This is a genomic window from Streptomyces sp. NPDC056144, assembly GCF_042264145.1.
Taxonomy (GTDB): domain Bacteria; phylum Actinomycetota; class Actinomycetes; order Streptomycetales; family Streptomycetaceae; genus Streptomyces.
On the sequence record NZ_JBHJVF010000003.1, the window covers coordinates 645,840 to 669,601 of the forward strand.

19 protein-coding genes are annotated in these 23,762 nt (G+C 71.6%); 10 read left to right on the plus strand and 9 right to left on the minus strand.

What is annotated here, in order from left to right; all coding sequences use genetic code 11:
* Positions 1-36: 36 nt before the first annotated feature.
* Genes ACFC0Z_RS13805 through ACFC0Z_RS13820 form a run of 4 tightly spaced genes read right to left on the minus strand, consistent with a single transcriptional unit; the run spans position 37 to position 3,657 of the window.
* On the minus strand, positions 37-732 hold the full coding sequence (locus ACFC0Z_RS13805; RefSeq protein ID WP_376436452.1) for a response regulator: 696 nt from the start codon (positions 730-732) through the stop codon (positions 37-39).
* A complete protein-coding gene (locus ACFC0Z_RS13810) occupies positions 729-1,898 on the minus strand; it encodes a sensor histidine kinase (RefSeq protein WP_376436454.1) in 1,170 nt (389 codons plus the stop codon). The genes ACFC0Z_RS13805 and ACFC0Z_RS13810 overlap by 4 nt, the downstream gene beginning before the upstream one ends.
* A 1-nt stretch (position 1,899) precedes the next feature.
* The gene (locus ACFC0Z_RS13815; RefSeq protein WP_376436455.1) at positions 1,900-2,604 is read right to left on the minus strand and encodes a glycerophosphodiester phosphodiesterase; all 705 of its coding nucleotides are present in this window, start codon (positions 2,602-2,604) and stop codon (positions 1,900-1,902) included.
* 21 nt (positions 2,605-2,625) lie between these two features.
* On the minus strand, positions 2,626-3,657 hold the full coding sequence (locus ACFC0Z_RS13820) for an adenosine deaminase (protein ID WP_376436457.1): 1,032 nt from the start codon (positions 3,655-3,657) through the stop codon (positions 2,626-2,628).
* A 75-nt stretch (positions 3,658-3,732) separates the two neighbouring features.
* Here ACFC0Z_RS13820 and ACFC0Z_RS13825 point away from each other — a divergent pair, with 75 nt between their 5' ends.
* On the plus strand, positions 3,733-4,446 hold the full coding sequence (locus ACFC0Z_RS13825; protein ID WP_376436459.1) for a DUF4190 domain-containing protein: 714 nt from the start codon (positions 3,733-3,735) through the stop codon (positions 4,444-4,446).
* Positions 4,447-4,520: 74 nt separating this feature from the next.
* On the opposite strand, the gene ACFC0Z_RS13830 is transcribed toward ACFC0Z_RS13825, so the two are convergent.
* Positions 4,521-5,072, minus strand: coding sequence for an NADAR family protein (locus tag ACFC0Z_RS13830; RefSeq protein WP_376436460.1), 552 nt, complete (start codon positions 5,070-5,072; stop codon positions 4,521-4,523).
* Positions 5,073-5,247: 175 nt separating this feature from the next.
* Between ACFC0Z_RS13830 and ACFC0Z_RS13835 the strand changes: the two genes are divergently transcribed.
* The 8 genes from ACFC0Z_RS13835 (at position 5,248) to ACFC0Z_RS13870 (ending at position 14,946) form a co-directional block, all read left to right on the plus strand.
* Positions 5,248-6,762 (plus strand): gamma-aminobutyraldehyde dehydrogenase, encoded by a 1,515-nt coding sequence (locus ACFC0Z_RS13835; RefSeq protein ID WP_376436461.1) that lies wholly within the window; start codon positions 5,248-5,250, stop codon positions 6,760-6,762.
* A gap of 50 nt (positions 6,763-6,812) precedes the next feature.
* A complete protein-coding gene (locus tag ACFC0Z_RS13840; RefSeq protein WP_376436463.1) occupies positions 6,813-8,060 on the plus strand; it encodes a spermidine/putrescine ABC transporter substrate-binding protein in 1,248 nt (415 codons plus the stop codon).
* 50 nt (positions 8,061-8,110) lie between these two features.
* Positions 8,111-9,268 carry an ABC transporter ATP-binding protein gene (locus ACFC0Z_RS13845; protein WP_376436465.1) on the plus strand — a complete coding sequence of 386 codons (1,158 nt, stop codon included), beginning with the start codon at positions 8,111-8,113 and terminating at the stop codon, positions 9,266-9,268.
* Entirely contained in the window at positions 9,265-10,200 is a 936-nt protein-coding gene (locus ACFC0Z_RS13850) for an ABC transporter permease (RefSeq protein ID WP_376436467.1), read from the plus strand. The genes ACFC0Z_RS13845 and ACFC0Z_RS13850 overlap by 4 nt, the downstream gene beginning before the upstream one ends.
* Positions 10,200-10,994, plus strand: coding sequence for an ABC transporter permease (locus ACFC0Z_RS13855; RefSeq protein ID WP_376436468.1), 795 nt, complete (start codon positions 10,200-10,202; stop codon positions 10,992-10,994). The genes ACFC0Z_RS13850 and ACFC0Z_RS13855 overlap by 1 nt, the downstream gene beginning before the upstream one ends.
* Positions 10,995-11,035: 41 nt before the next feature.
* Positions 11,036-12,454, plus strand: a complete 1,419-nt coding sequence (locus tag ACFC0Z_RS13860) for an NAD(P)/FAD-dependent oxidoreductase (protein ID WP_376436470.1) — start codon at positions 11,036-11,038, stop codon at positions 12,452-12,454.
* Positions 12,455-12,580: 126 nt separating this feature from the next.
* Positions 12,581-13,069 (plus strand): hypothetical protein, encoded by a 489-nt coding sequence (locus ACFC0Z_RS13865; protein WP_376436472.1) that lies wholly within the window; start codon positions 12,581-12,583, stop codon positions 13,067-13,069.
* Positions 13,070-13,140: 71 nt separating this feature from the next.
* Positions 13,141-14,946, plus strand: a complete 1,806-nt coding sequence (locus ACFC0Z_RS13870; RefSeq protein WP_376436474.1) for a chitinase — start codon at positions 13,141-13,143, stop codon at positions 14,944-14,946.
* 3 nt (positions 14,947-14,949) lie between these two features.
* Here ACFC0Z_RS13870 and ACFC0Z_RS13875 read toward each other — a convergent pair whose 3' ends face one another.
* The 4 genes from ACFC0Z_RS13875 to gabT all read right to left on the minus strand — a co-directional run bounded on the left by ACFC0Z_RS13875 (position 14,950) and on the right by gabT (position 20,907).
* A complete protein-coding gene (locus ACFC0Z_RS13875; RefSeq protein WP_376436476.1) occupies positions 14,950-16,212 on the minus strand; it encodes an McrC family protein in 1,263 nt (420 codons plus the stop codon).
* Positions 16,196-18,682 carry an McrB family protein gene (locus ACFC0Z_RS13880; RefSeq protein ID WP_376436477.1) on the minus strand — a complete coding sequence of 829 codons (2,487 nt, stop codon included), beginning with the start codon at positions 18,680-18,682 and terminating at the stop codon, positions 16,196-16,198. The genes ACFC0Z_RS13875 and ACFC0Z_RS13880 overlap by 17 nt, the downstream gene beginning before the upstream one ends.
* A 19-nt stretch (positions 18,683-18,701) precedes the next feature.
* Positions 18,702-19,241, minus strand: a complete 540-nt coding sequence (locus ACFC0Z_RS13885; RefSeq protein ID WP_376436480.1) for a phosphatase PAP2 family protein — start codon at positions 19,239-19,241, stop codon at positions 18,702-18,704.
* A gap of 331 nt (positions 19,242-19,572) precedes the next feature.
* Positions 19,573-20,907: a 4-aminobutyrate--2-oxoglutarate transaminase gene (gabT, locus tag ACFC0Z_RS13890; protein ID WP_376436483.1), complete on the minus strand. Its 1,335-nt coding sequence runs from the start codon at positions 20,905-20,907 to the stop codon at positions 19,573-19,575.
* 550 nt (positions 20,908-21,457) lie between these two features.
* Between gabT and ACFC0Z_RS13895 the strand changes: the two genes are divergently transcribed.
* A complete protein-coding gene (locus ACFC0Z_RS13895) occupies positions 21,458-23,731 on the plus strand; it encodes an ATP/GTP-binding protein (protein WP_376436486.1) in 2,274 nt (757 codons plus the stop codon).
* The last annotated feature ends 31 nt before the right edge of the window (positions 23,732-23,762 follow it).

Consider the following 23,762-nt stretch of genomic DNA (forward strand, 5'->3'; position numbering starts at 1 on the left):
ACGAGGGGATCGCCCGCACCGGCGGTCTTCCCGGGGTCAGTTCCTCCCCGGCACGGGGGAGGGGCCTCCCCCGTGCGGGGGAGTGCCCGCCGCGACGAGCCCCGTCTCGTACGCGCAGATCACCGCCTGGATCCGGTCGCGCAGCCCCAGCTTCGCGAGCACGTTCCCCACGTGCGTCTTCACCGTGTGGTCGCTGACCACCAGTTCCGCCGCGATCTCCGCGTTGGACAGGCCGCGGGCCAGGAGCAGCAGCGTCTCGCGCTCGCGCCCGGTGAGGACGTCGAGGCGGGGGTCGACCCGGCGCGGGCCCCGGCCCGTCGTGTACTGCTCCACGAGCCGCCGCGCGACGGACGGCGCGAGCAGCGAGTCGCCCGCCGCCACCACCCGTACCGCGTGCACCAGGTCGTCCCTGCGGACGTCCTTCAGGAGGAAGCCGCTCGCGCCGGCGTGCAGCGCCTCGTACACGTACGCGTCGGTGTCGAAGGTCGTGAGGATCACCGTCCGGCAGCCGGACTCCGCGCTGATCGTCCGGCAGGCCTCGATGCCGTCGGTCCGGGGCATCCGGATGTCGAGGAGGGCCACGTCGGGCGCGTGGCGCCGTACCGCCTCGACCGCCTCCGTGCCGTCGCCCGCCTCGGCCACCACCTGGATGTCCGGCTGCGCGTCCAGGATCATCGCGAACCCGCTGCGGACCAGCTCCTGGTCGTCGGCGACCACCACGCGGATCGTCATGCCCCCACCTCCGATGTCGTCGTCGACGACGACGGTACTGGAAGCCGTACGCGCACTTCGAAGCCCCGGCCGCCGGGGCCGGGCCCGGTCTCCGCCGTGCCGCCGTGCGCGGCGGCCCGCTCCCGGATGCCGACCAGGCCGTGACCGGCGGGGCCGGGCCGGGGACCGCGCCCGTCGTCCGTCACGGTCACGCCCAACACCCCGCCGTCGTACGCGAGCCGGACCTCGGCCCTGCGCGCTCCGGCGTGCTTGACCACGTTCGTCAGGGCCTCCTGCACGATCCGGTACGCGCTCGCGCCGGTGGCCTCCGGCAGCGCCCGTACCCCGCCCTCCGTCGCGTACCCGACCGCCAGACCACTGGCCCGTACGCGCTCCACGAGCTCGGGGATCCCCGCGAGGCCCGGCTGCGGCTCCCGGGGAGCCGCGGGCTCCCCTCCCTCGCGCAACAGGCCCAGCATCTGGCGCAGTTGGACCATCGCCTCGCGGCCCGTCGCCGAGATCGCGTCGAACGCGGCCTCGGCGCGCTCCGGCGCCGCCCGCACCGCCACCGGTCCCGCCTCTGCCTGCACGACCATCAGACTCACCGCGTGCGACAGGATGTCGTGCATCTCCCGCGCGATCCGCGCCCGTTCGCGCGCGGCGGCCTGCTCTGCCTCGATCCGGTGCGCCCGCTGCCGGGCGTCCTGGAGCCGCCCGAAGACGTAGGCGGCGCCGAACACGAAGAGCGAGAAGGTCAGTTCGCGCGCCGACTGGGTGTTGAGCCAGACCGAGACCGGCACGGCGACGAGCAGCAGCGCCGCCGTGACGAGCCGTTTCCACGGCGGCGACAGCACGGCCACCGTGTAGACGCTGACGAGACCGGTGTACGGCAGCGGCTGCCCCGGTCCTTCGACGGCCAGCTTGTACAGCGCGCTCGCCGCGACCACGGCGAGCAGGACGGTCATCGGCGCCCGGCGCCGCCACACGAGCGGCAGCACGGTGAGCGTCGTCAGCCCGTACGCCGGCCAGGTCGCCGGTTCGAGCTCGGGCCCGCGCGGGACCACGAACGGCATCGTCATCGCCGCCTGCACGAGCAGGGCGATCCCGATGTCCACCGCCCACGGGTTGGCGGCGCCCCAGGTCCGCAGTCGCTCCCACCGGCCGCGGACGTCCCCCCGTATGCCCATGTCAGCCGCGCGTCCCGGCGGAGGCGGACGCGCGCAGGACGGCGGCGAGGGCGTCGACACGGTTCGTGGTGACCGAGTCGACGCCGTGCGCGACGAGCCTGCGCATGGTGCGGCTCGTGTCGGCCGTCCAGGCGGAGACGAGCAGACCGTCCCGGTGGACGCGGTCCGCGAGCTCCCGGCCGACGAGCCCGAAGCGGTAGTTGAGCCACTTGGGCCGGACCGCGTCGAGCAGCACGCGCCGGGGCGGGGCGAGGGTCGTCCACGTCAGCGCGATCTCGGCGGCCGGGTCGGCGGCCCTGACGTGGAGCATCGCGACCGCGCCCGCGCAGTAGTACGCGCGCTCGCCGGCACCCGCCTCGCGGACCGTCCCGACGATCTTCCGGACGGACTCCTCGTTCCCGCCGGGCAGGTCCAGCATCAGCCGGTGGTCCCCGGCGGCCAGGATCGCCTCGCGCAGCGTCGGCACCCCGCCGTACGTGAGCTCGCGGACCTGCTCGTACGTGAGCGCGGCGAGCGGCCGGTCGTGGCCCCAGAGCCGCTTGAGGGTGTCGTCGTGGAGGAGGACGGGCACCCCGTCCTTCGTGAGCCGGACGTCGATCTCGACGGCGTCCGCCCCCCGCTCGATCGCCGAGGCGATCGAGGGGAGCGTGTTCTCACGGACGCGGTACGGGTCCCCGCGGTGGCCTACGGCAGTGACGGTGCGCATGGCCACATTCTGGCTCCGCCGTCAGCGCGCCAGCCAGCCGTCGGTGTACGTGTCGATCTCGGCGGCGATGCGGGTCTTGCCGGCCGCGTCGAGGAAGGAGGCCTCCACCGCGTTCTTCGCGAGGGCGGCGACACCGCGCTCGTCGAGGCCGAGGAGCCGGGCGGCGACCGCGTACTCGGTGTTGAGGTCCGTGCCGAACATCGGCGGGTCGTCGCTGTTGACGGTGACGAGGACCCCGGCGTCGGCCATCTGCCGGATCGGGTGCTCGTCGAGGGTGGCGACGGCCCGCGTGGCGATGTTGGAGGTCGGGCAGACCTCCAGGGCGATGCGGTGCTCGGCGAGGTACGCGAGGAGCTCCGGGTCCTTCACCGAGCTGGTGCCGTGGCCGATGCGCTCGGCGCCGAGCTCGCGGATCGCGTCCCAGACCGTCTCGGGGCCGGTCGTCTCGCCCGCGTGCGGGACCGAGCGCAGACCGGCGGCGCGGGCCAGGTCGAAGTACGGCTTGAACTGCGGGCGCGGCACGCCGATCTCCGGGCCGCCGAGGCCGAAGGAGACCAGGCCCTCGGGGCGGAGCCCGTCGGTGGTGGCCAGGCGCGCGGTCTCCGCGGCGGCTTCGAGGCCGGCCTCGCCGGGGATGTCGAAGCACCAGCGCAGGATGGTGCCGAACTCCGACTCGGCGGCCTTGCGGGCGTCCTCGATGGCCTCCATGAAGGCCCGCTCGTCGATGCCGCGGCGGGTGGAGGAGTACGGAGTGATGGTGAGCTCGGCGTACCGGATGTTCTGCCGGGTCATGTCCCGGGCGATCTCGAAGGTGAGGTCGCGGACGTCCTCGGGGGTGCGGACCAGGTCGACGACCGAGAGGTAGACGTCGATGAAGTGCGCGAAGTCGGTGAACGTGAAGTAGTCGCTCAGGGCTTCCGGGTCCGTCGGAACCTTCGAGTCCGGGTGGCGGGCGGCGAGCTCGGCGACGATCCGGGGCGAGGCGGAGCCGACGTGGTGGACGTGCAGCTCGGCCTTGGGCAGGCCCTCGATGAAACGGTGGAGATCGGTCATCAGGTCATCGTAGGCCGGACGGGTCCCTCGCACGGGTGAGGTCGTAACATGGCGTGACCACGATGGGGGAGGCTCATGTCTGAGAACCGCGACCAGCCGCAGGGCGGCTACGACCCGGCGGACCCGTGGGCGCCGCCCAACCGGGACGGGGTGGAGCTGAGCAAGGCGCAGGAGACGCCGCCGGCCTCGCCGCCGTCCGTCCACGATCAGCAGACGGTCGTGTCCATGCCGGGCGTGCCCGACGGCGGCCAGGTGCCGCCGCCCCCGGTCGCCCCCGGCGGCCCGGGGACGACGACGCCCGGATACGGCTACCCGGCGGCCACGCCGACGCCCACCCCGGGATACGGCTACCCGGCCGCGACCCCGGGGCCCCCGACCGCCCCGGGCTACGGCTACCCGTCCCCGTCCCCGTCCCCGTCCTACGGCGCGGGATACGGCCAGCCGGGCTGGCCCCAGCAGCCGCAGCAGAACAACGGGATGGCCATCGCCGCGATGGTCGTCGGCATCTGCGGCGTCGTGCTCGCCTTCTGCTCGTACGGCATCCTCGGCCTGGTCCTGGGCGGCGTCGCGCTGCCGCTGGGCATCGTGGCCCGGAAGCGGGCCGTGCGGGGCGAGGCCGGGAACAAGGGCCAGGCCGTCGCCGGCATCGTGCTCGGCTCCATCGGCATCGTCTTCGGCATCGCCGGCATCGTGCTCATCGCCCTGATCGTGACGAACTCCGAGGAGTGGGGCGACAGCGGCGAGGACCCCTGGTCGTCGACCGGGACGTCGTTCAGCGCGCCCCGCTGAGCCGCCCCGCCACGCGCCACCGGCTGCCGCGAAGGGCCCGCACCTCGTCCGAGGCGCGGGCCCTTCGCGTACCGCTATCCGGCGGCCCGCAGCCGGTCCCGCGCCTCCATCAGCGCGAAGCCCAGCAGGTTCAGCCCGCGCCACCGCGCCGGGTCCTGGGCCCGCGGGTCGTCGGCGGCGAGCCCGACGCCCCAGATCCGGTCCACCGGGCTGGCCTCCACGAGCACCCGCGAGCCCGTCGAGAGCAGGTACGAGCGCAGTGCCTCGTCCGAGGCGAACTTGTGGACGCTGCCCTCGACGACGATGCCGAACCGCTCCCGCTCCCACACCGCGTCGTCGAAGCCGCGGACCAGCCGGCCCGCCTTCTTCGCCTCCGCGGGCGTCCGTGCGGAGAGCGCGGCCCGCTCGGCCTCGGCGTCGCCGAAGAGGCGCGCCTTGGCCGCCATCATCCAGTGCTCGGCCGTCTCGTACCGGACCCCGTCGACGACGAAGGGTGACGGCCACCACTGGCTCAGACAGCTCGCCGAGAGACGTCCCGAGGGGTGCGGACGGTGGCCCCAGAAGAGCAGCCACTTGACCCGCTCACCCCCGGTGACCTGCTGTGTCAGCTCCTCGATCGTGTTCATGCATGCGAGTCTGGCATCCGCCACGGACACTCCGTCGGGGTATTTCCGGGTGGCCTCGACACATGGTCGACCGATTCCGTCGCGTAACCAAAAGGCAACAACGGAATCGCTTGTTGTGGGCGTGCTCACATGTCAGGATCGGCACTCAAATCGAGCGTGGACAACGGAGAGCGTGATGGGCAACCGCTTCCAGGTGATCGACCGCTTCGCGGACGGCGCACAGTACATCGGCGGGCGTCTGCGGCCCGGAACCTCCGATCGAGAACACACGGTGATCAACCCGGCGACCGGGGAGGGGATCTACACCTACGTCGCCGCCTCCGTCGCGGACGTCGACGAGGCCGTGGCCGCCGCGAAGGCCGCCTTCCCCGGCTGGTCCGGCGCGACCCCCGGAGAGCGTTCCGACGCCGTCCACCGCTTCGCCGGCGTCCTCGCCGACTGGGCCGAGGACATCGCGACGGTCGAGTCGCTCCAGGCGGGCAAGCCGCTCCGGCTCACCACCGAGTTCGACGTGCCGGGCACGATCGACAACACCGCCTTCTTCGCGGGGGCCGCGCGCCACCTCCAGGGCCAGGCGGCCGCCGAGTACAGCGGCGACCACACCTCGTACATCCGGCGCGAGGCGCTCGGTGTCATCGGCTCCATCGCCCCCTGGAACTACCCGCTCCAGATGGCGGCCTGGAAGGTCCTCCCGGCCATCGCCGCCGGTAACACGATCGTCCTCAAGCCGGCCGAGATCACCCCGCTGACCTCGCTGATGTTCGCCATGGCGGCCACCGAGGCCGGCATCCCCGACGGCGTGATCAACATCGTCTGCGGCTCCGGCCGGGTCGTCGGCGAGCACCTCGTCGGCCACCCCGACGTCGTCATGACCTCCTTCACCGGCTCCACCGGCGTCGGCAAGCGCGTCGCCGAGGTCGCCACCCAGACCGTCAAGCGCCTCCACCTGGAGCTCGGCGGCAAGGCGCCCTTCGTCGTCTTCGACGACGCCGACCTGGAGGCCGCCGCCAACGGCGCCGTCGCCGCCTCGCTCATCAACACGGGCCAGGACTGCACCGCCGCCACCCGCGCCTACGTCCAGCGACCGCTGTTCGACGCCTTCGTCGCCCGCGTTGCCGAGCTGATGGAGTCGGTCCGCGTCGGCGACCCCTTCGCGGCCACCACCGACCTCGGCCCGCTGGTCAGCTTCGCCCAGCGCGACAGCGTCGCCGGCTTCGTCGAGCGCGCCCGCGCCTACGCCACCGTCGTCTGCGGCGGAGAGGCCCCGGGGGGTGACCTGAAGGACGGCGCGTACTATCGTCCGACCCTGATCACCGGCGCGTCCCAGGACAGCGAGGTCGTCCAGTCGGAGATCTTCGGACCCGTCCTGGTGGCCCTGCCCTTCGACAGCGACGACGAGGGCTTCGAGCTCGCCAACGACACCCCCTACGGCCTCGCCGCCTCCGCGTGGACCAAGGACGTCTTCCGGGCCAACCGCGCCACGCGGGAGCTCAAGGCGGGCTGCGTCTGGGTCAACGACCACATCCCGATCATCAGCGAGATGCCGCACGGCGGAACCAAGGCATCGGGATACGGAAAGGACATGTCGGCGTACTCCTTCGAGGAGTACACGCAGGTCAAGCACGTGATGTTCGACAACACCGCGGTCGCCGCGAAGGACTGGCACCGCACGATCTTCGGGGACCGATAGCACTTCGCCGCCTGACCAGCGGCTCCCACCATCCCGAAAGGGCACAGCGCATGGAGCAGTACGAGCCCGAGAGCCTGTCCGCCGCGCAGCTTGCGGCGATGCAGCGCAGCCTGACCAGCGGCCGGGGCGCCCTCACCCGCCGCTCGATGCTCCGCGCCGGTGGCGTCGGGGCGCTCACGATCGGCGGTCTCGCCGGTCTGAGCGCCTGCGGCATCCCGCCGGCCAAGCGAGAGGGCACGGGGACCGCTTCCACGGACGACTCGGCCAAGGAGAAGACGCTCTCCTTCTCCAACTGGACCGAGTACATGGACATCAGCGAGGACGAGAAGTCCCGTCCGACGCTGGAGGCGTTCACCAAACGCACCGGGATCAAGGTCAAGTACACCGAGGACATCAACGACAACGTCGAGTTCTTCGGCAAGATCAAGCCGCAGCTCGCGGCCGGTCAGGAGACCGGCCGTGACCTGATATGCGTGACCGACTGGCTCGCGGCCCGCATGATCCGGCTCGGCTGGGTGCAGAAGCTCGACCCGGCGCACCTGCCCAACGCGTACGCGAACCTCTCCGCGCAGTTCCGCCGCCCCGACTGGGACCCGGGCCGCTCGCACTCGTACCCGTGGACGGGCATATCCACCGTCATCGCCTACAACTCCAAGGCGACCGACGGCAAGAAGATCGAATCCGTCTCCCAGATGCTCGACGACCCCTCGCTCAAGGGCCGCGTCGGCTTCCTCACGGAGATGCGCGACTCCGTCGGCATGACCCTGCTCGACATGGGCAAGGACCCCGGCACCTTCTCCGACGCCGACTTCGACGCGGCGATCGGCCGCCTCCAGAAGGGCGTCGACAAGAAGCAGATCCGCCGCTTCACGGGCAACGACTACACCTCGGACCTCGACAAGGGCGACCTGGCCGCCTGCCTCGCGTGGGCCGGTGACGTCATCCAGCTCCAGGCGGACAACCCGGACATCAAGTTCGCCATCCCGGCCGCCGGATACATCACCTCCAGCGACAACCTCCTCGTCCCGGCCGGCGCCCGCCACAAGGCCAACGCCGAGAAGCTCATCGACTACTACTACGAGCTTCCCGTGGCCGCCCAGCTCGCCGCGTACATCAACTACGTCTGCCCCGTCGACGGGGTGAAGGACGAGCTCGCCAAGATCGACCCGGAGCTCGCGAACAACACGCTGATCCTCCCGGACAAGGCGATGGCCAAGAAGTCGCGTTCCTTCCGTTCGCTCAGCAGCGCGGAGGAGACGGCGTACGAGGAGAAGTTCGCCAAGCTCATCGGCGCCTGAGCCCGTCGTCGTCCACCTCTCTCACTTCTCACTCCTTGGGACCACACCCCATGACTGACAAGACCACCGGCGGCGATGTCCGCCTCACCGGGATCAGCAAGTCGTACGGCTCCTTCCACGCCGTCAAGCCGCTCGACCTCACCGTCCCGCAGGGCTCGTTCTTCGCCCTCCTCGGCGCCTCCGGCTGCGGAAAGACCACCACGCTGCGGATGATCGCCGGCCTGGAGGACCCGACCACGGGCACCGTCTTCCTCGGCGACCAGGACGTCACCGACCTCCCGCCGTACAAGCGGCCGGTCAACACCGTCTTCCAGTCCTACGCGCTCTTCCCGCACATGGACATCTCTGAGAACATCGCCTTCGGCCTCCGCCGCCGCGGCATCAAGTCGGTGAAGGCGCAGGTCGACGACATGCTGGAACTCGTCCAGCTCGGCGACAAGGCCCGCCACAAGCCGCACCAGCTCTCCGGTGGCCAGCAGCAGCGCGTCGCCGTCGCCCGCGCGCTCATCAACCACCCCCAGGTCCTCCTGCTCGACGAGCCGCTCGGCGCGCTCGACCTCAAGCTGCGCCGTCAGATGCAGCTGGAGCTGAAGCGGATCCAGACCGAGGTCGGCATCACCTTCGTCCACGTCACCCACGACCAGGAGGAGGCCATGACCATGGCCGACCAGGTCGCGGTGATGAACGGCGGACGGGTCGAGCAGCTCGGCGCCCCCGCCGACCTGTACGAGAACCCGCAGACCACCTTCGTCGCCAACTTCCTCGGCACCTCGAACCTCATCGAGGCCGAGGTCCTGGAGACAGGTAGCGACAAAGCAGACGTCCTCGTCACCGCCGGCGGCGGCAAGCTCCGCGTGCCCGGCGACCGCTGTACCTCCGCCGTCCGCCAGGGCGGCAAGCTCCTCGTGGGCGTACGCCCCGAGAAGATCTCGCTCGCGCACGCCGACGACGCGGGCTCGATCGCCGACGGCCGCAACCGCGTGACCGGCCGGATCGTCGACTCCTCCTTCATCGGCGTCTCCACCCAGTACGTGGTGAACTCGCCGGCCGGTGCGGAGCTCCAGGTCTACGAGCAGAACATCGAGAGGGACGCGCGACTCCGTCCCGGCGCCGAGGTCGTCCTGCACTGGAACCCCGCGCACACCTTCGGTCTCGACGCGGCCCAGGACATCGACGCGGGTGTGGAGACGGTGGAGGACGCCGGATGAGCACCCCCACCCTGACGAAGGACGCGCCGGAAGCGCCGGTTGAAGAACCGGTTCTGCGCAAGCCTTCCGCACGCAAGCGGGCCATCCCGTACCTGCTGCTCCTGCCCGGCATCGTCTGGCTGGTCGTCTTCTTCGCGCTGCCGCTGGTCTACCAGGCCTCCACCTCGGTCCAGACCGGCTCCCTGGAGCAGGGCTTCGAGGTCACCTGGCACTTCCAGACGTACTGGGACGCCTTCACCGAGTACTGGCCGCAGTTCGTCCGCTCCCTGCTGTACGCCGGGACCGCGACCCTCCTGTGCCTGCTGCTCGGCTACCCGCTGGCGTACCTGATCGCCTTCCGGGCCGGCCGCTGGCGGAACCTGCTCCTGGTCCTCGTCATCGCGCCGTTCTTCACCAGCTTCCTCATCCGCACCCTCGCGTGGAAGACGATCCTGGCGGACGACAGCGTCGTCGTGGAGGCGCTCAACGCCCTCCACTTCCTCGACGTCACCAGCTGGCTCGGCTGGACCGAGGGCGACCGCGTCCTCGCCACGCCGATGGCGGTCGTCTGCGGTCTCACGTACAACTTCCTGCCGTTCATGATCCTGCCCCTCTACACCTCCCTGGAGCGGATCGACGGCCGGCTGCACGAGGCCGCCCAGGACCTGTACGCCTCCCCGGCGACCACCTTCCGCAAGGTGACCTTCCCGCTGTCGATGCCCGGCGTCGTCTCCGGCACCCTGCTCACCTTCATCCCGGCGAGCGGTGACTACGTCAACGCCGAGCTCCTCGGCTCCACCGACACCAAGATGGTCGGCAACGTCATCCAGTCGCAGTTCCTCCGCGTCCTCGACTACCCGACCGCCGCCGCGCTCTCCTTCATCCTCATGGCGATCGTGCTCGGCATGGTCACGGTCTACATCCGCAAGGCGGGAACGGAGGACCTGGTCTGATGCGCTGGATCCGGAAGAACCTGGTCGTCATCGCGGGCCTGCTGACGCTCGCGTACATGATCCTGCCGAACCTCGTGGTGATGGCGTTCTCCTTCAACAAGCCGAAGGGCCGCTTCAACTACTCCTGGCAGGAGTTCTCGCTCGACGCCTGGAAGGACCCCTGCGGCGTCGCCGACATGTGCGAGTCGCTCTCCCTGTCCCTCCAGCTCGCCGCCTGGGCGACGGTCGGTGCGGTGATCTTCGGCACGCTGATCGCGTTCGCGCTCGTCCGCTACCGCTTCCGGGCGCGCGGCGCGGTCAACTCGCTGATCTTCCTGCCGATGGCGATGCCCGAGGTCGTCATGGCCGCCTCGATGCTCACCCTCTTCCTCAACATGGGGATCGAGCTGGGCTTCTGGACGGTCCTCATCGCCCACATCACGTTCTGTCTGTCGTTCGTCGTGACGGCGGTCAAGGCCCGGGTCGTCTCCATGGACCCGCGCCTCGAAGAGGCCGCGCGCGACCTCTACGCGAGCCCCACGCAGACCTTCCTGCGCGTGACCCTGCCGATCGTCGCGCCCGGCATCGCCGCCGGTGGCCTCCTGGCCTTCGCGCTCTCGTTCGACGACTTCATCATCACCAACTTCAACGCGGGCTCCACCGTCACCTTCCCCATGTTCGTCTGGGGCTCGGCGCAGCGCGGAACCCCCGTTCAGATCAACGTCATCGGCACCGCGATGTTCGTTCTCGCGGTACTGATGGTCATGGCCGGGCAGATCATCACGAACCGGCGCAAGAAAACAGCAACAGCCTGAGCGGTGGCCCCACCGCCCAGGCACTGAAGGAGTTGGAAACCATGGCCCCAGTTGCCATGCGTCTCGCTGCACAATCTCTCTCCGACGCCCAGCCCGTCCCCTTCTGGCTGGAAGACCCCGGCAAGCCCGGAGCCCTGCCCGCCCTCACCGGCACCGAGAAGTGCGATCTCCTCGTGGTCGGCGGCGGATACAGCGGACTGTGGACCGCGCTCCTCGCCAAGGAGCGCGATCCCTCCAGGGATGTCGTACTGATCGAAGGCCGCGAGGTGGGCTGGGCCGCCTCGGGCCGCAACGGAGGCTTCTGCGCCGCCTCCCTCACCCACGGCTTCGGCAACGGACTCGCCCGCTGGCCGGGCGAGCTCGCGAAGCTGGAGGAGATGGGCGAGCACAACCTCGACGGGATCGAGGAGGCGGTCGCCACGTACGGCCTCGACTGCGACTTCGAGCGCACCGGCGAGATCGACGTCGCCACCGAGCCGTACCAGGTCGACGAGCTCCACGAGGTGTACGAGGAGATCGAGCGTCTCGGCCTCGCCGACGGCATCGAGCTGCTCGACCAGGACGCCGTACGGGCCGAGGTGAACTCCCCGACCTTCCTCGGCGGCATGTGGGACAAGCGCGGCGTCGCCATGCTCAACCCGGCGAAGCTGGCCTGGGGCCTCAAGCGGGCCTGCCAGGACCTGGGCGTGCGGATCTACGAGAACACCCCGGGCCTCGACCTCACCTCGGTCGGCGCCGGCATGGGCGTGCGCACTCCGTACGGCCGGATCCTCGCCCGCCGGGTCGCGCTCGGCACCAACGTCTTCCCGTCGCTGGTCAAGCGGGTCCGCTCGTACACCGTCCCGGTCTACGACTACGCCCTCATGACCGAGCCGCTCAGCCCCGAGCAGCTCGCCTCGATCGGCTGGAAGAACCGGCAGGGCCTCGGCGACTCCGCCAACCAGTTCCACTACTTCCGGATCACCGCCGACAACCGCATCCTCTGGGGCGGCTACGACGCGATCTACCGCTTCGGCGGGAAGGTCGAGGCGGAGATGGACAACCGCCCGGAGACCTACCTCAAGCTGGCCGAGCACTTCTTCCGCTGCTTCCCGCAGCTGGAGGGCCTGCGCTTCAGCCACGCCTGGGGCGGCGCGATCGACACCTGCTCGCGCTTCTCGGCCTTCTTCGGTACGGCGTACCAGGGCAAGGTGGCGTACGCGGCCGGGTTCACCGGCCTCGGCGTCGGCGCGACCCGCTTCGGCGGGGACGTCATGCTCGACCTGCTGGCGGGGGAGAGCACCGAGCGCACGCGCCTGGACATGGTCCGCTCGAAGCCGCTGCCGTTCCCGCCCGAGCCGATCGCGTGGGCCGGCATCGGCATCACCAAGTGGTCGCTGGCCCGCGCCGACGAGAACGGCGGCCGGCGGAACCTGTGGCTGAAGACGATGGACCGCCTGGGCCTGGGCTTCGACAGCTAGCCCCGCCCTCGATCTCGCCTGTGATCTACATCACAACCGATTGGTAGCCGAAACCGCGTAAGAGATGGCGCCCACCCCGCTCTCTCCGTGTGGACACCGTGTCCACACGGAAGGAGGACCGTCGAGATGACCGGTACGGGGGCCGCGGGCGCCAGGAGTGCGGTGGAGTGGCTGACTTCGGTCGCACCCGATCCCGACGCCTGTCGGTGGGAGTGGGAGCGCAACCCTCACGGGGTCGCGCTGCTGCCCGCCGGCAGGCGTTGGGACGTTCTGATCCTGCCGGGGGAGCTCGGCTACCCCACCCTTGACGTGCTGAACCGCCTGGTGGACCGGCCGGGGCCGGTGCTCGCCGACTTCGGCGACGCCCGGATCGGCTTCTTCGTCCCGCCGGGCACGGCCGCCCGCTGGCTCGGCACGGGCGTGCGCACGGCCGGTACGGGCACCTGGATCGTCGTGCCGTACCCGGGCCGGGCGACGGGCGGGGTCAGGTGGCTGGTGCCGCCGGACGGCCAGGGCACCCTCAACGACACCTCGCTCCTTGAGCTGGCGATGCACGAGGCGGCGGGACAGCTGGCGAGGGGGGACGGCGACGGCCGGGTGAACGAGAGGTCTTGACCACTCAATTGGTCTGGACCATGCTGTGGCGCGCTCACTCCACCTCGATTCCCCCACATCCGGAGGCAGTTGTGGACCGCACCAGACCCCTCACCCTGCTGTTGGCGGGCGCACTCGCCGCCGGCGGGCTCCTGGCCCTCACCCCCGTGACGGCGCAGGCCGCCGACGCCGAGCTCGCCCGCAACGGCGGCTTCGAGGCCGGCCTCGACGGCTGGACCTGCACCGCCGGCAGCGGCGCCGTCGTCTCGTCCCCCGTCCACGGCGGGACGAAGGCGCTCCAGGCCACCCCGGCCGGCGCCGACAACGCCAAGTGCTCCCAGACCGTCACCGTGAAGCCCAACTCCTCGTACGAGGTGAGCGGCTGGGTGCGCGGCAGCTACGTCTACCTGGGCGCCTCGGGCACCGGCACCACCGACGTCTCCACCTGGACGGCCTCGGCCCCGGACTGGCAGCGCCTGACGACCCGCTTCACGACGGGCGCCTCGACGACCTCGGTCACCCTCTACACCCACGGCTGGTACGGCACCCCCGCCTACCAGGCCGACGACCTCTCCCTGTACGGCCCCGGCGGCGACCCGGTCCAGCTCCCGGCGGCCCCGACGGGCCTGACGACCGGCACCGCGACCTCCAGCTCCGTCCCCTTGAGCTGGTCGGCGGTCCCGAACGCCACCTCCTACAACGTCTACGTCGGCACCGCCAAGGTCCTCACGACCACCACCCCCTCGGCCACCGTCTCGGGGCTCGCGCCGAACACCCCGTACACCTTCCAGGTCACCGCGGTGAACAGCGCCGGCGAATCCCCGAAGTCGGCGCCGCTGACCGCGAGCACCACCTCGGGCGGCGGCGGAAACCCGGGCACCCTCCCGGCACACGCCCTCGTCGGCTACCTCCACGCGAGCTTCGCCAACGGCTCCGGCTACACCCGCATGGCCGACGTCCCCGACTCCTGGGACGTCATCAACCTCGCCTTCGGCGAGCCGACCTCGGTGACCTCCGGCGACATCCGCTTCTCCCTCTGCCCGGCCACCGAATGCCCCAACGTCGAATCACCCGCCGACTTCAAGGCGGCGATCAAGGCCAAGCAGGCCGCGGGCAAGAAGGTCCTCATCTCCATCGGCGGCCAGAACGGCCAGGTCCAGCTCGCGACCACCGCCGCCCGTGACACCTTCGTCTCCTCCGTCTCGAAGATCATCGACGAGTACGGACTCGACGGCCTCGACATCGACTTCGAGGGCCACTCGCTCTCGCTCCAGACCGGCGACACCGACTTCCGCAGCCCCACCACCCCGGTGATCGTCAACCTCATCCAGGCCGTCAAGACCCTCAAGGCCAAGTACGGCGCGGGCTTCGTCCTCACCATGGCCCCGGAGACCTTCTTCGTCCAGCTCGGCTACCAGTACTACGGCTCCGGCCCCTGGGGCGGCCAGGACCCGCGCGCGGGCGCGTACCTCCCGGTCATCCACGCCCTGCGCGACGACCTCACGCTGCTCCACGTCCAGGACTACAACTCGGGCTCGATCATGGGCCTCGACAACCAGTACCACTCCATGGGCGGCGCCGACTTCCACATCGCCATGACCGACATGCTCCTCACCGGCTTCCCGGTGGCGGGCAACACCTCCCGCGTCTTCCCGGCCCTCCGCCCGGACCAGGTCGCCATCGGCCTCCCGGCCTCCACCCAGGCGGGCAACGGCCACACGGCCCCGGCCGAGGTGAACAAGGCCCTGAACTGCCTCACCAAGAAGACCGACTGCGGCACCTACCAGACCCACGGCACCTGGCCGGCCCTGCGCGGCCTGATGACCTGGTCGATCAACTGGGACCGCTACAACCAGTGGCAGTTCTCGAAGAACTTCGACGCGTACAACTGGAGCTGACGCTCAGTCGAGTATCGCGTCGAGCAGCCGGGCCGGAGCCGCCGAAGGCTCCGGCCCGGCGAGACCGTCGAGCACCGCCCGCAGATCCACCGGCACCGCCCGGACGAGGGCGGACACCCCGCCGCCCGGCCCCCGGACGGAGACGGCGGCCCCGGACACCCCTGCCTCCCCGGGATGGACCAGGACGCACCGCGCCGGCTCCTCGGACAGGGCGTGGGCGTAGAGGAACGCCTGGTAGAGGTCCTGCGTCGAGAGCTTCCGCCGGTCGTAGAGCTTGTACTTGAGGTCGACGGGCAGCCGGAACGGGGAGCCGTCCCGGCTGCCCGAGAGCAGCAGGTCCGGCCGTATCTCCGAGTAGGGCGCGCCCTTGGCCTCGTCGAACAGCACATGGCGCTGCCGCGACTGCGCGTCGGCGTGGATCCCGGCGGCGGCGGCCGCCTCGCGCAGGATCCGGGTCGTGAACGCCTCGAAGAGCTGGTTCATGTCGACGAGGAAGGCCCGCGAGGACAGCGGACCGGCGGTGAACAGGTCCTGGAGACCGCCGCCCGAGAGCAGCAGCCGCGCCCATAGGTGGGCGGGCCGGTAGTGCTCGTTCTGCCGGTGGTAGACCAGCTCCGGCACCACCGTGCGAAGGTCTCCCAGCGGCCCCGGCGCGTATCCGGAGAAGCGGGCCGCCGCGCGCCGGGCCCGGCTCCGCACCTCGGGCGAACGTGCGGTCCGCGCCGCCCGCTCCACGGCGTGGGCGCAGAGTCGGTTGTCGAGGACGTCCGCCTCGTGCTCGTCGAACCGGCAGGCCAGCCGGTCGAGACGGCCGTGGTGGCGCAGCAGCTGGCGGTCCGGCAGCAGCCGCCCGCGGACCACCGGCAGGTCGTCCTCGCGGGTGAGGTAGTCGCTCCGGAGCCCGTGCCGCAGGAGCCTCTCGGCGTGCTCCGTGACCATGAGCGCGACCAGGTCCCGCAGATGAGGCGCGCCCCCGGCGAAGTCCTGGCCGAGCGGCGGCACCACACCGGTTCCGCCCCAGGCGTAGTCGAGCATGCGAAGCACGTCCAGTTCGCCCCCCAGGTACTTCGGCACCACGCGCAGCTCGCAGGCGTCGAGCCGCACCACACCGACGTACGGCCCGGCGGTCACCTCGATCCGGCCGCCGCTCCGCTCCCGTACGTCGAGGCGCCCGTCGAGCGTGCCGTCCTCCAGGAGCCGGCGGTCGCCTTCCGACAGCCGGACGTCGGACAGCAGGAGCCGTCCGTACTCACGCAGGGTGGGCATCGGTGCCGACCCGCAGCTCGGAGTAGAGGGCCGCGACGAGCGCCTCGTCGTCGAGCGGCCGCAGCCGGTGCGCCACGGTGTCGACCACGGCCTCGCCGAGGAAAGAGGCGAGCAGGCCGTAGTCGTCGTACGCGTACTCCTGGAGCAGGGGCACGATCTCGTCGCGGACGATGGCGGCCAGCTCCTGCGCCGTGGCCACCGGCTCGCCCCCGGGCAGCAGGAAGGCGTGGCCGATCTGCTTCTCGCGGTCCAGGGCCCCGCGGATGCGCGCGTTGAGCTCTTCGAGGAACTCGCCCAGGTCGAGCTGGTCGACGTTGAACCCCCGCAGCGGCTTCGGGTCGGGGAGCAGCTCGACGAAGGCGAACCGGCGGCGCACCGCGGAGTCGAGAGTCCGGATGGACCGGTCGGCGGTGTTCATGGTGCCGATGAGCAGGACGTTCCGCGGGACGGCGAACGGCTCCTCGCTCAGCGGCAGCCGGACCGACAGGCCGCGCTTGTCCTTCTCCAGGACGGTGATCAGCTCGCCGAGGATCTTCGGCACGTTGCCCCGGTTGAACTCGTCGACGATCACGAGGTACGTGTGGTCGGGATCGGCCGCGGCGGCCTCGCAGACCTGCTTGAAGACGCCGGCGCGCGGCTCCAGGGCCAGGCCCGCCTGCCCCTTCACCGGGCGCAGGCCCTCGACGAAGTCCTCGTACCCGTACGTGGGGTGGAAGCCGACCACGGTGAGCCGCTTCCTCTCCTGCAGGGCGTGGAGGGTCGCGCGGTACGCGGCGCTCTCCGGCTCGGCCCATGGGGAGAGACCGGGGAGGTCGTCGGAGAGGGCACCGAGCCGCTGCACCGCGTACCGCAGGGCCTGATAGGTCTTGCCGGTGCCCGGCGGGCCGTACAGGATCGCCTGGCCGCGGCGGGTCAGGGCGTCGTCGAGGCGCTGGAGCTCCGGGTCGAGGGGCTGGAGAGGCTGGAGGTCGGGGACGTCCCCGACCTCGGCGACGGCCTCGCCGCTCCCTTCGCCCTCCTTGGCGGGAAGGTTCTCCTCCTCCAGCTGATCGGTCAGCCACCGCTTGAACTTCGTCCAGGTGGCGGGCTTGACCTCCGTGACGGGGTCGGCCGCCCACTCCTTGACCGGCTGGTCGAACGCGACGGCCCAGGAGTCGTCCCAGTCGACGGCCATGGTGTGTCGGCGCGCCGGAAGCTCCGGCCGCCAGGCGTACCCGTCCCCGGTGACCCGGCCGACGGCGAGGACCGCGCTCCCGTCGCGGTGCCCCACGACGAGGTCCCCGGGGCGCATGCGCAACAGCTCCCAGGCGCCCCCGGCCATGCGCCGCTCGGCGGGGTCCGGGAAGTGCCGCCGCACGGCGCTCGTGTACTCCGCCTCGTCGGCGTAGCCGTGCAGGTCGCCGAGGACGTCCGCGCCGACGGTGGCGTACCCGTCCCGCAGGCAGTCGGCGGCGGTGTCCGGGTCGAGACCGACGGCGAACACCCGGGGCGCCTCCCGGGGCGGGGCCCACCAGGCCAGGAAGCGGTAGACGAGGTCGGGCCGCCACTCCCGCAGCACGGGGTGCTGCCGCACCAGCCTCCGCAGGTGGGCCTTGCGGGCGAACGGACGCAGCCGGGCCGGGACCTCGGCACCGAGCGCGTCCGCGAGCAGGGCCGTGTAGTGCCGGGTGTAACTGTCCGCGTACGCCGGGACGATCGCGTCCGGCACGTAGATCCGCAGGGTCTTCGCGATCAGCGTGTTCGCCGCCCTGACCGCGCCGATGTCGTCGATGTCCTCGACCCTGCCCTCGCCGGCGGCGGCCACGGCGTCGACGACTCCCTGCCTAACCGCGCGCCAGGCGGTGTCCACGTCGGGATACCCGGCGTCGTGCCACCAGCCGCCGCCGTCCCGCCAGTAGACGAGGTGCTTCATGGCCGAGCCGCCGGTGATGCTGCCGAGCTCGCCGCTGCCGTACTCCAGGGCGTGGCAGTACGGACGGGGGAGGTCCGGATCGAACTTGTGGACGCCGAGCGCGTACCGCTCCAGCTGCATCTCCGGCCACGCCTCCAGGGGGAACTCCCCGCGGATCTCCTCGGCCCGGCGGTCGGCGGCGTCGAGCGCCGCCGCGTGCCGGCCGGTGTCGAAGGCGTCGAGCGCCTCGTCGAGCGGCCAGTACGGCAGGCCGTCCGCATGGTCGGCGGTCACGGGCCGAAGGGCGCAGGAGCAGACACCGGTCAGCGGCCGGTTCTTGCCGTTGCGCAGGCCGACGGAGGCGGACCAGGCAGCCGGGTCCTCGGCGTCGAGCAGCCGACGCCAGGTCAGTCCGTCCGGATCGGGATGCCTGCCGAGACTGTCGGAGTCCGTCAGGTGGATGCACCAGGGGTCGTGATGGATCTTGGAACCGTGGGCCGGAAGGATGACCTCCCCGCCCGAAGGCCGCAGCTCGTGTGCCCGTCCGTCGAACGTCACCGAGTAACGCGTGCCGGCCATCCGTGTCCCCCTGACTCCCTCACCGCTTCCGCGCGCCCCCCGCGCGGTCCTGACGACCGTATCGCGCGGCTCCGACAGGCCAGCACAGCAGTGGCAGGCACAGGGCGACCGCGGCCAGGACGTCCAGCGGCCAGTGGTACCCCCGCAGGACGAGTCCGACGGCCGTCACCGTGGTGAGGAGGGCGGCGACGGGGATCAGCCGGTTCGAGACGAGGAAGGCGGCGCCGAAGTAGGCGACCGTCGCGGTGGCCGTGTGGCCGGACGGGTAGTAGCCGTGGGCCCAGGGTTCGAGGGGGCCGGGGCGGGCCGTCCACACCTTCAGGGGGACGACCAGGAGCGGCACGGCGGCCATGGCCAGACCGGCCCAGAGAGCCTCGGCGCGGCGCCCGCGCCACACGGCGTACGCCATGGCGCAGGCCAGGACGGGAAGGGCGACCGTCATGTTGCCGAGGTCGGAGGCGAGCTCGCTCAGGCGCCGGGGGACCGTGTCGACCACCGCGCGGGACACCCGCTCGTCGAGCCTGGCCAAGGGGCCGTGGACGAGCACCTGCCAGGTCACGACGGCGAGGGCGACGAACGCCGAGAGGAGAGCCGGCCGCCCTGGAACAGGGGGGGTGGTTCCAGGGCGGCCGAGGGGATCGGGCTGCCGCGCGCCCCGGGGGGTGTGGGGCGGGCGGCCATCCGATCGGTGAGGAGTTCCGGAGCATGAAGCGCCGGGCGTGTGCGCGGTGGCACGGTGTGGGCGGGGCTGGGGAGGCTCCGCCCGGGGTGTCTCTCTCATCTGCAGAAACCGTACGCCACGAGAAAGGGGGCCGACAGCGGGATGCGTATCCCGCCATCGGCCCCCCACACAGTCTTCACACCGTGTGCCTCATCCGGGCTCTCGGAGCTCAGATCGTGGCGAGCGCGCTCTCGATCACGTCCAGGCCCTCGTTGAGGAGGTCCTCGCCGATGACCAGCGGCGGCAGGAAGCGGAGGACGTTGCCGTAGGTGCCGCAGGTCAGGACCAGCACACCCTCGTTGTGGCAGAACTTCGCGAGCGCGGCGGCGGCCTCGGCGTGCGGCGCCTTGGTCTCCGGGTCCTTCACGAGCTCGATGGCGATCATGGCGCCGCGGCCGCGGATGTCACCGATGACCGGGAACTTCTCCTGCATGGCGGTGAGGCGGGCCTTCATGACCTCCTCGATGCGCTTCGCCTTGCCGTTGAGGTCGAGCTCCTTCATCGTCTCGATGGCGCCGAGCGCACCGGCGCACGCGACCGGGTTGCCACCGTAGGTGCCGCCCAGACCGCCGCCGTGGACGGAGTCCATGATCTCGGCGCGGCCCGTGACGGCGGCGAGCGGCAGACCGCCCGCGATGCCCTTGGCGGTGGTGATGAGGTCCGGGACGATGCCCTCGTCCTCACACGCGAACCACTGGCCCGTGCGGCAGAAGCCGGCCTGGATCTCGTCGGCGACGAAGACGATGCCGTTGTCGTTGGCGAACTTCACGATCGCCGGCAGGAAGCCCTTGGCCGGCTCGATGAAGCCACCCTCGCCGAGGACCGGCTCGATGACGATCGCGGCGACGTTCTCGGCGCCGATCTGCTTGGTGATGTTGTCGATCGCCTGGGCGGCGGCCTCGGGGCCGCAGTTCTCGGCACCGGTGGGCCAGCGGTAGCCGTAGGCGACCGGCACGCGGTAGACCTCGGGGGCGAACGGACCGAAGCCCTGCTTGTACGGCATGTTCTTCGCCGTCATGCCCATGGTGAGGTTCGTACGGCCGTGGTAGCCGTGGTCGAAGACGACGACGGCCTGGCGCTTGGTGTACGAACGGGCGATCTTCACCGCGTTCTCGACGGCCTCGGCGCCCGAGTTGAACAGCGCGGACTTCTTGGCGTGGTCGCCCGGGGTCAGCTCGGCCAGGGCCTCGCAGACCTCGACGTAACCCTCGTACGGCGTCACCATGAAACAGGTGTGGGTGAAGTCCTGGAGCTGCGCGGCGGCGCGGCGCACGACGGCCTCGGCGGAGGCGCCCACGGAGGTCACGGCGATGCCGGAGCCGAAGTCGATCAGGCGGTTGCCGTCGACGTCCTCGATGATGCCGCCGCCGGCCCGCTTCGTGAAGACAGGCAGCGTGGAGCCCACGCCCCCGGCGACGGTGTCCAGCCGACGAGCCTGAAGCTCCTGCGACTTCGGACCGGGAATGGCGGTGACGACGCGCCGCTCCTGCGGGACAGCGTTCATGCGGGGCTCCTGGGGGTGTTCTGGACGCACTTTTGCGGGTTTCCTCCGGGCAGGCTAGGCGCGGGGGAGGGGGTCAGGCATGCGCCGATAGGGAGTGATGGGGGCGTGTCGTTGTCCGGGATGGACAGGGTGAGGCTTCTTTGGTTCCTGGACAGGGGGCTACGGCTCCGCTTCCCGGCTGGCGGGGAGGGGCTACGGCTCCGCTTCCCGGCTCCGCTCCACCTCCCCGACGGCGTCCGGCCACAGGGCTCGGCGAATCCCCTCCGGGGGGCGCCGGGCCCACTAGATTGACGGTGGCACAGATGCGGCGACCTGGCTGGTCAGGGGGCAGGGGTTCATGGAGACCGACGGCACGTACGAGTCACGCGACACGCGGGGTGGGGCGGTGCCGCGCCCGACCGGGCCGCCGACGGGTACCCCGGTCCACGGAGGATCCCCGAGCCCCCCGCCCATGCCGCCGACGCTGCCGGCCCCGTCCTCCCCGCCGCCTCTGCCGACCACCCCGCCGAGCGTCCCGTCCCAGTCACCCCTGGCCCCGTCCGGGAGCGGCGTGCCTACCTCTGCCGTCGTCGCGTGGCTGGACGCCCCGCGCCCGGCGGCCGGACTCGGCATCTGGCGATTCCGGCACGTTCCTCCGCCGGAACCCCCCGCGCGCCTCATGCCGATCACCTTCCTCGGCATGCTGATCCCCGCCGCGATCGGACTGTTCCTCTGGTCGGCCTGGCGCAACAACACCCTCCCGTACGTGGACCTCGTGCTGCGGACCCTCACCCCACCTGACTGGTGGAACGCCGGTACCACCTCGCCGAAGGACTGGCAGGGTGTCGCCGCGCACAAGGTCTTCGACGGCGCCTTCTTCCTTCTCCTCGTCTGGGGTGTCGGTCGCCTCGGGTCCTGGGGCAAGGTCGTCCGCCACTACGTCGGTCGATGCACTCCGACCGCGCGCGCCGCGCTCACCGGGGCGGGCGCCCTGATCGTCCTCGCCTTCGTCTTCTCCGAAGTGCTCGACCTCGGGTGGCCCCCGCTGCCCGTCATCGACCCGATCGCCTGCCTTGCCGCCCTGGTCACGGGCGGCTGGGACGTCCCCCAGTCGCCGCTCTTCGTCTACCCCATGCGCGCGCTGGTCACGGCGGCGGTCGTCTGGCCGTTCGCTCGCGTCGGAGGGTGGCCGTCCTTCATCCGCGGTCGGCGTGCCCGGTCCGCCTCCGCCTCCGACTCCACCCCCGTCGGCGCTCCGAACCCGGTGGTCCCGGCGCTCCTCCGCTCCCAGTGGCCCGAACTCAGGGCGGCGGGCCAGCACCGGGCCGCCGATCTGCTCGCCGCCGAACTGGTGGCGGGGCGCATGAACGATGTCGACTGCGTCAGGGTCAGCCGCGGCTGGGAGAGGAGCGAAGGGGACGCCAAGCGCCGCACCGCCTTCGTCGACGCCCTCCTGCGCAAGGGGGCCGCCGCGGGCGCGCATCCCTCCGGTGCCCGCGACCTGCCGGTGCGTTCGGCCACGCACGACCTGCTCCTGAGCCAGGTGCGCGTGGGGCGCTGGGCCGCCGCCGAGCGCACCCCGCACGCCTACCACGGTGCCGGCGTCGCGCTCGACCCCGGACTCCTCGGCACGTCCCTCCTCGCCGTGGGGCCCTCCGGCGCGGGCAAGACCCGGTCGCTCGTCGCTCCGGTCGTGGAGTCGCTCACCGCACAGGCGCTCACCGGGGCCGTCGCCGTCGTCGCCGTCGGGACGGCGGGCGCCCCCCTCGGCCCCGACGCGGCGTACGACGTCGTGATCCGCCTCGGAGACCCCTCTTCTCCCTACGACCTGGACCTGTACGCGGGGACCGGTGACCCGGACGAGGCCGCGGCCTTCCTCGCCGAAGGGCTCGTCGGAGACATGGAAGGCGTGGAGACGCAGCGCGCCGCCACGGTGCTCGCCCAGCTCATCGGCCCCTACCGGGCCGCGTACGGACACTTCCCCTCCGTCCCGGCCCTGCGGGAGCTCCTCGAAGCCCGCCCCGAGACCCTGGACGCGCTCCTCGAGCTGCTGCCGGCCGACGGAGCGCGGACGATGCGCCGGGAGCTGGAGTCCCGGATGCGTCAGATCGGAACCGCGACCGACGTCGGCCCCCTGCTCGCCGACCGGCTCGCCACCCTCGACCGGCCCGCCTTCGCCGAGTTCTTCGGAAGTGGCCGCGACACACAGCCCTTCTCCCTCCGCGCCGTCGCCCAGCACCCGATGCGGGTGCGGGTCAGCCTCCCGGAAGGCGGCCACGAGGAAGCCTCGCGCCTGCTCACCCGATTGCTCCTCGCCCAGTTCCAGCAGGTCACCCGGGACCGTGCCGGGACCGGGCACTTCGCGTGCCTGGTGCTCGACGACGCGGCGGGTGCGCTCACGCCGGGGACCGTACGGGGCCTCCAGCGGCTGCGCCCGCAGAACGCGGGCGTCGTCCTCGCCCTCCGTACGCTCGCGGAGGTGCCGCAGGCTCTGCACGGTCCGCTGCTCGCCGGCGTCGGCTGCCGGATGGCCTTCGCCGGGCTCCCCGCCTGGGACGGACGGGCCTTCGCCGAGGCGTGGGGAACCGAAAGAGTGGAGACGACCGAGGTGGCCCACCACACGGTCTTCGCCGACCAGCCGATGACCCGCGCCTTCCACGCGCTGCGCAAGCTCACCACCGGCAAGGCCGTGACCACCGAGGCCGTCACCGTCCGCGAAGTCGAGCGGCAGCGGTGGTCCGCCTCCGACCTCGCCCACGCCGTCCCCCCCGGCCACGCCGTGCTCTCCCTCACCCACGTACGTGGCGAGCACACGCCACCGCTCCTCGTCGAGCTGCGCGGCTGAGCAGGGACCTTGCGGCCCTGGCACAATCAGG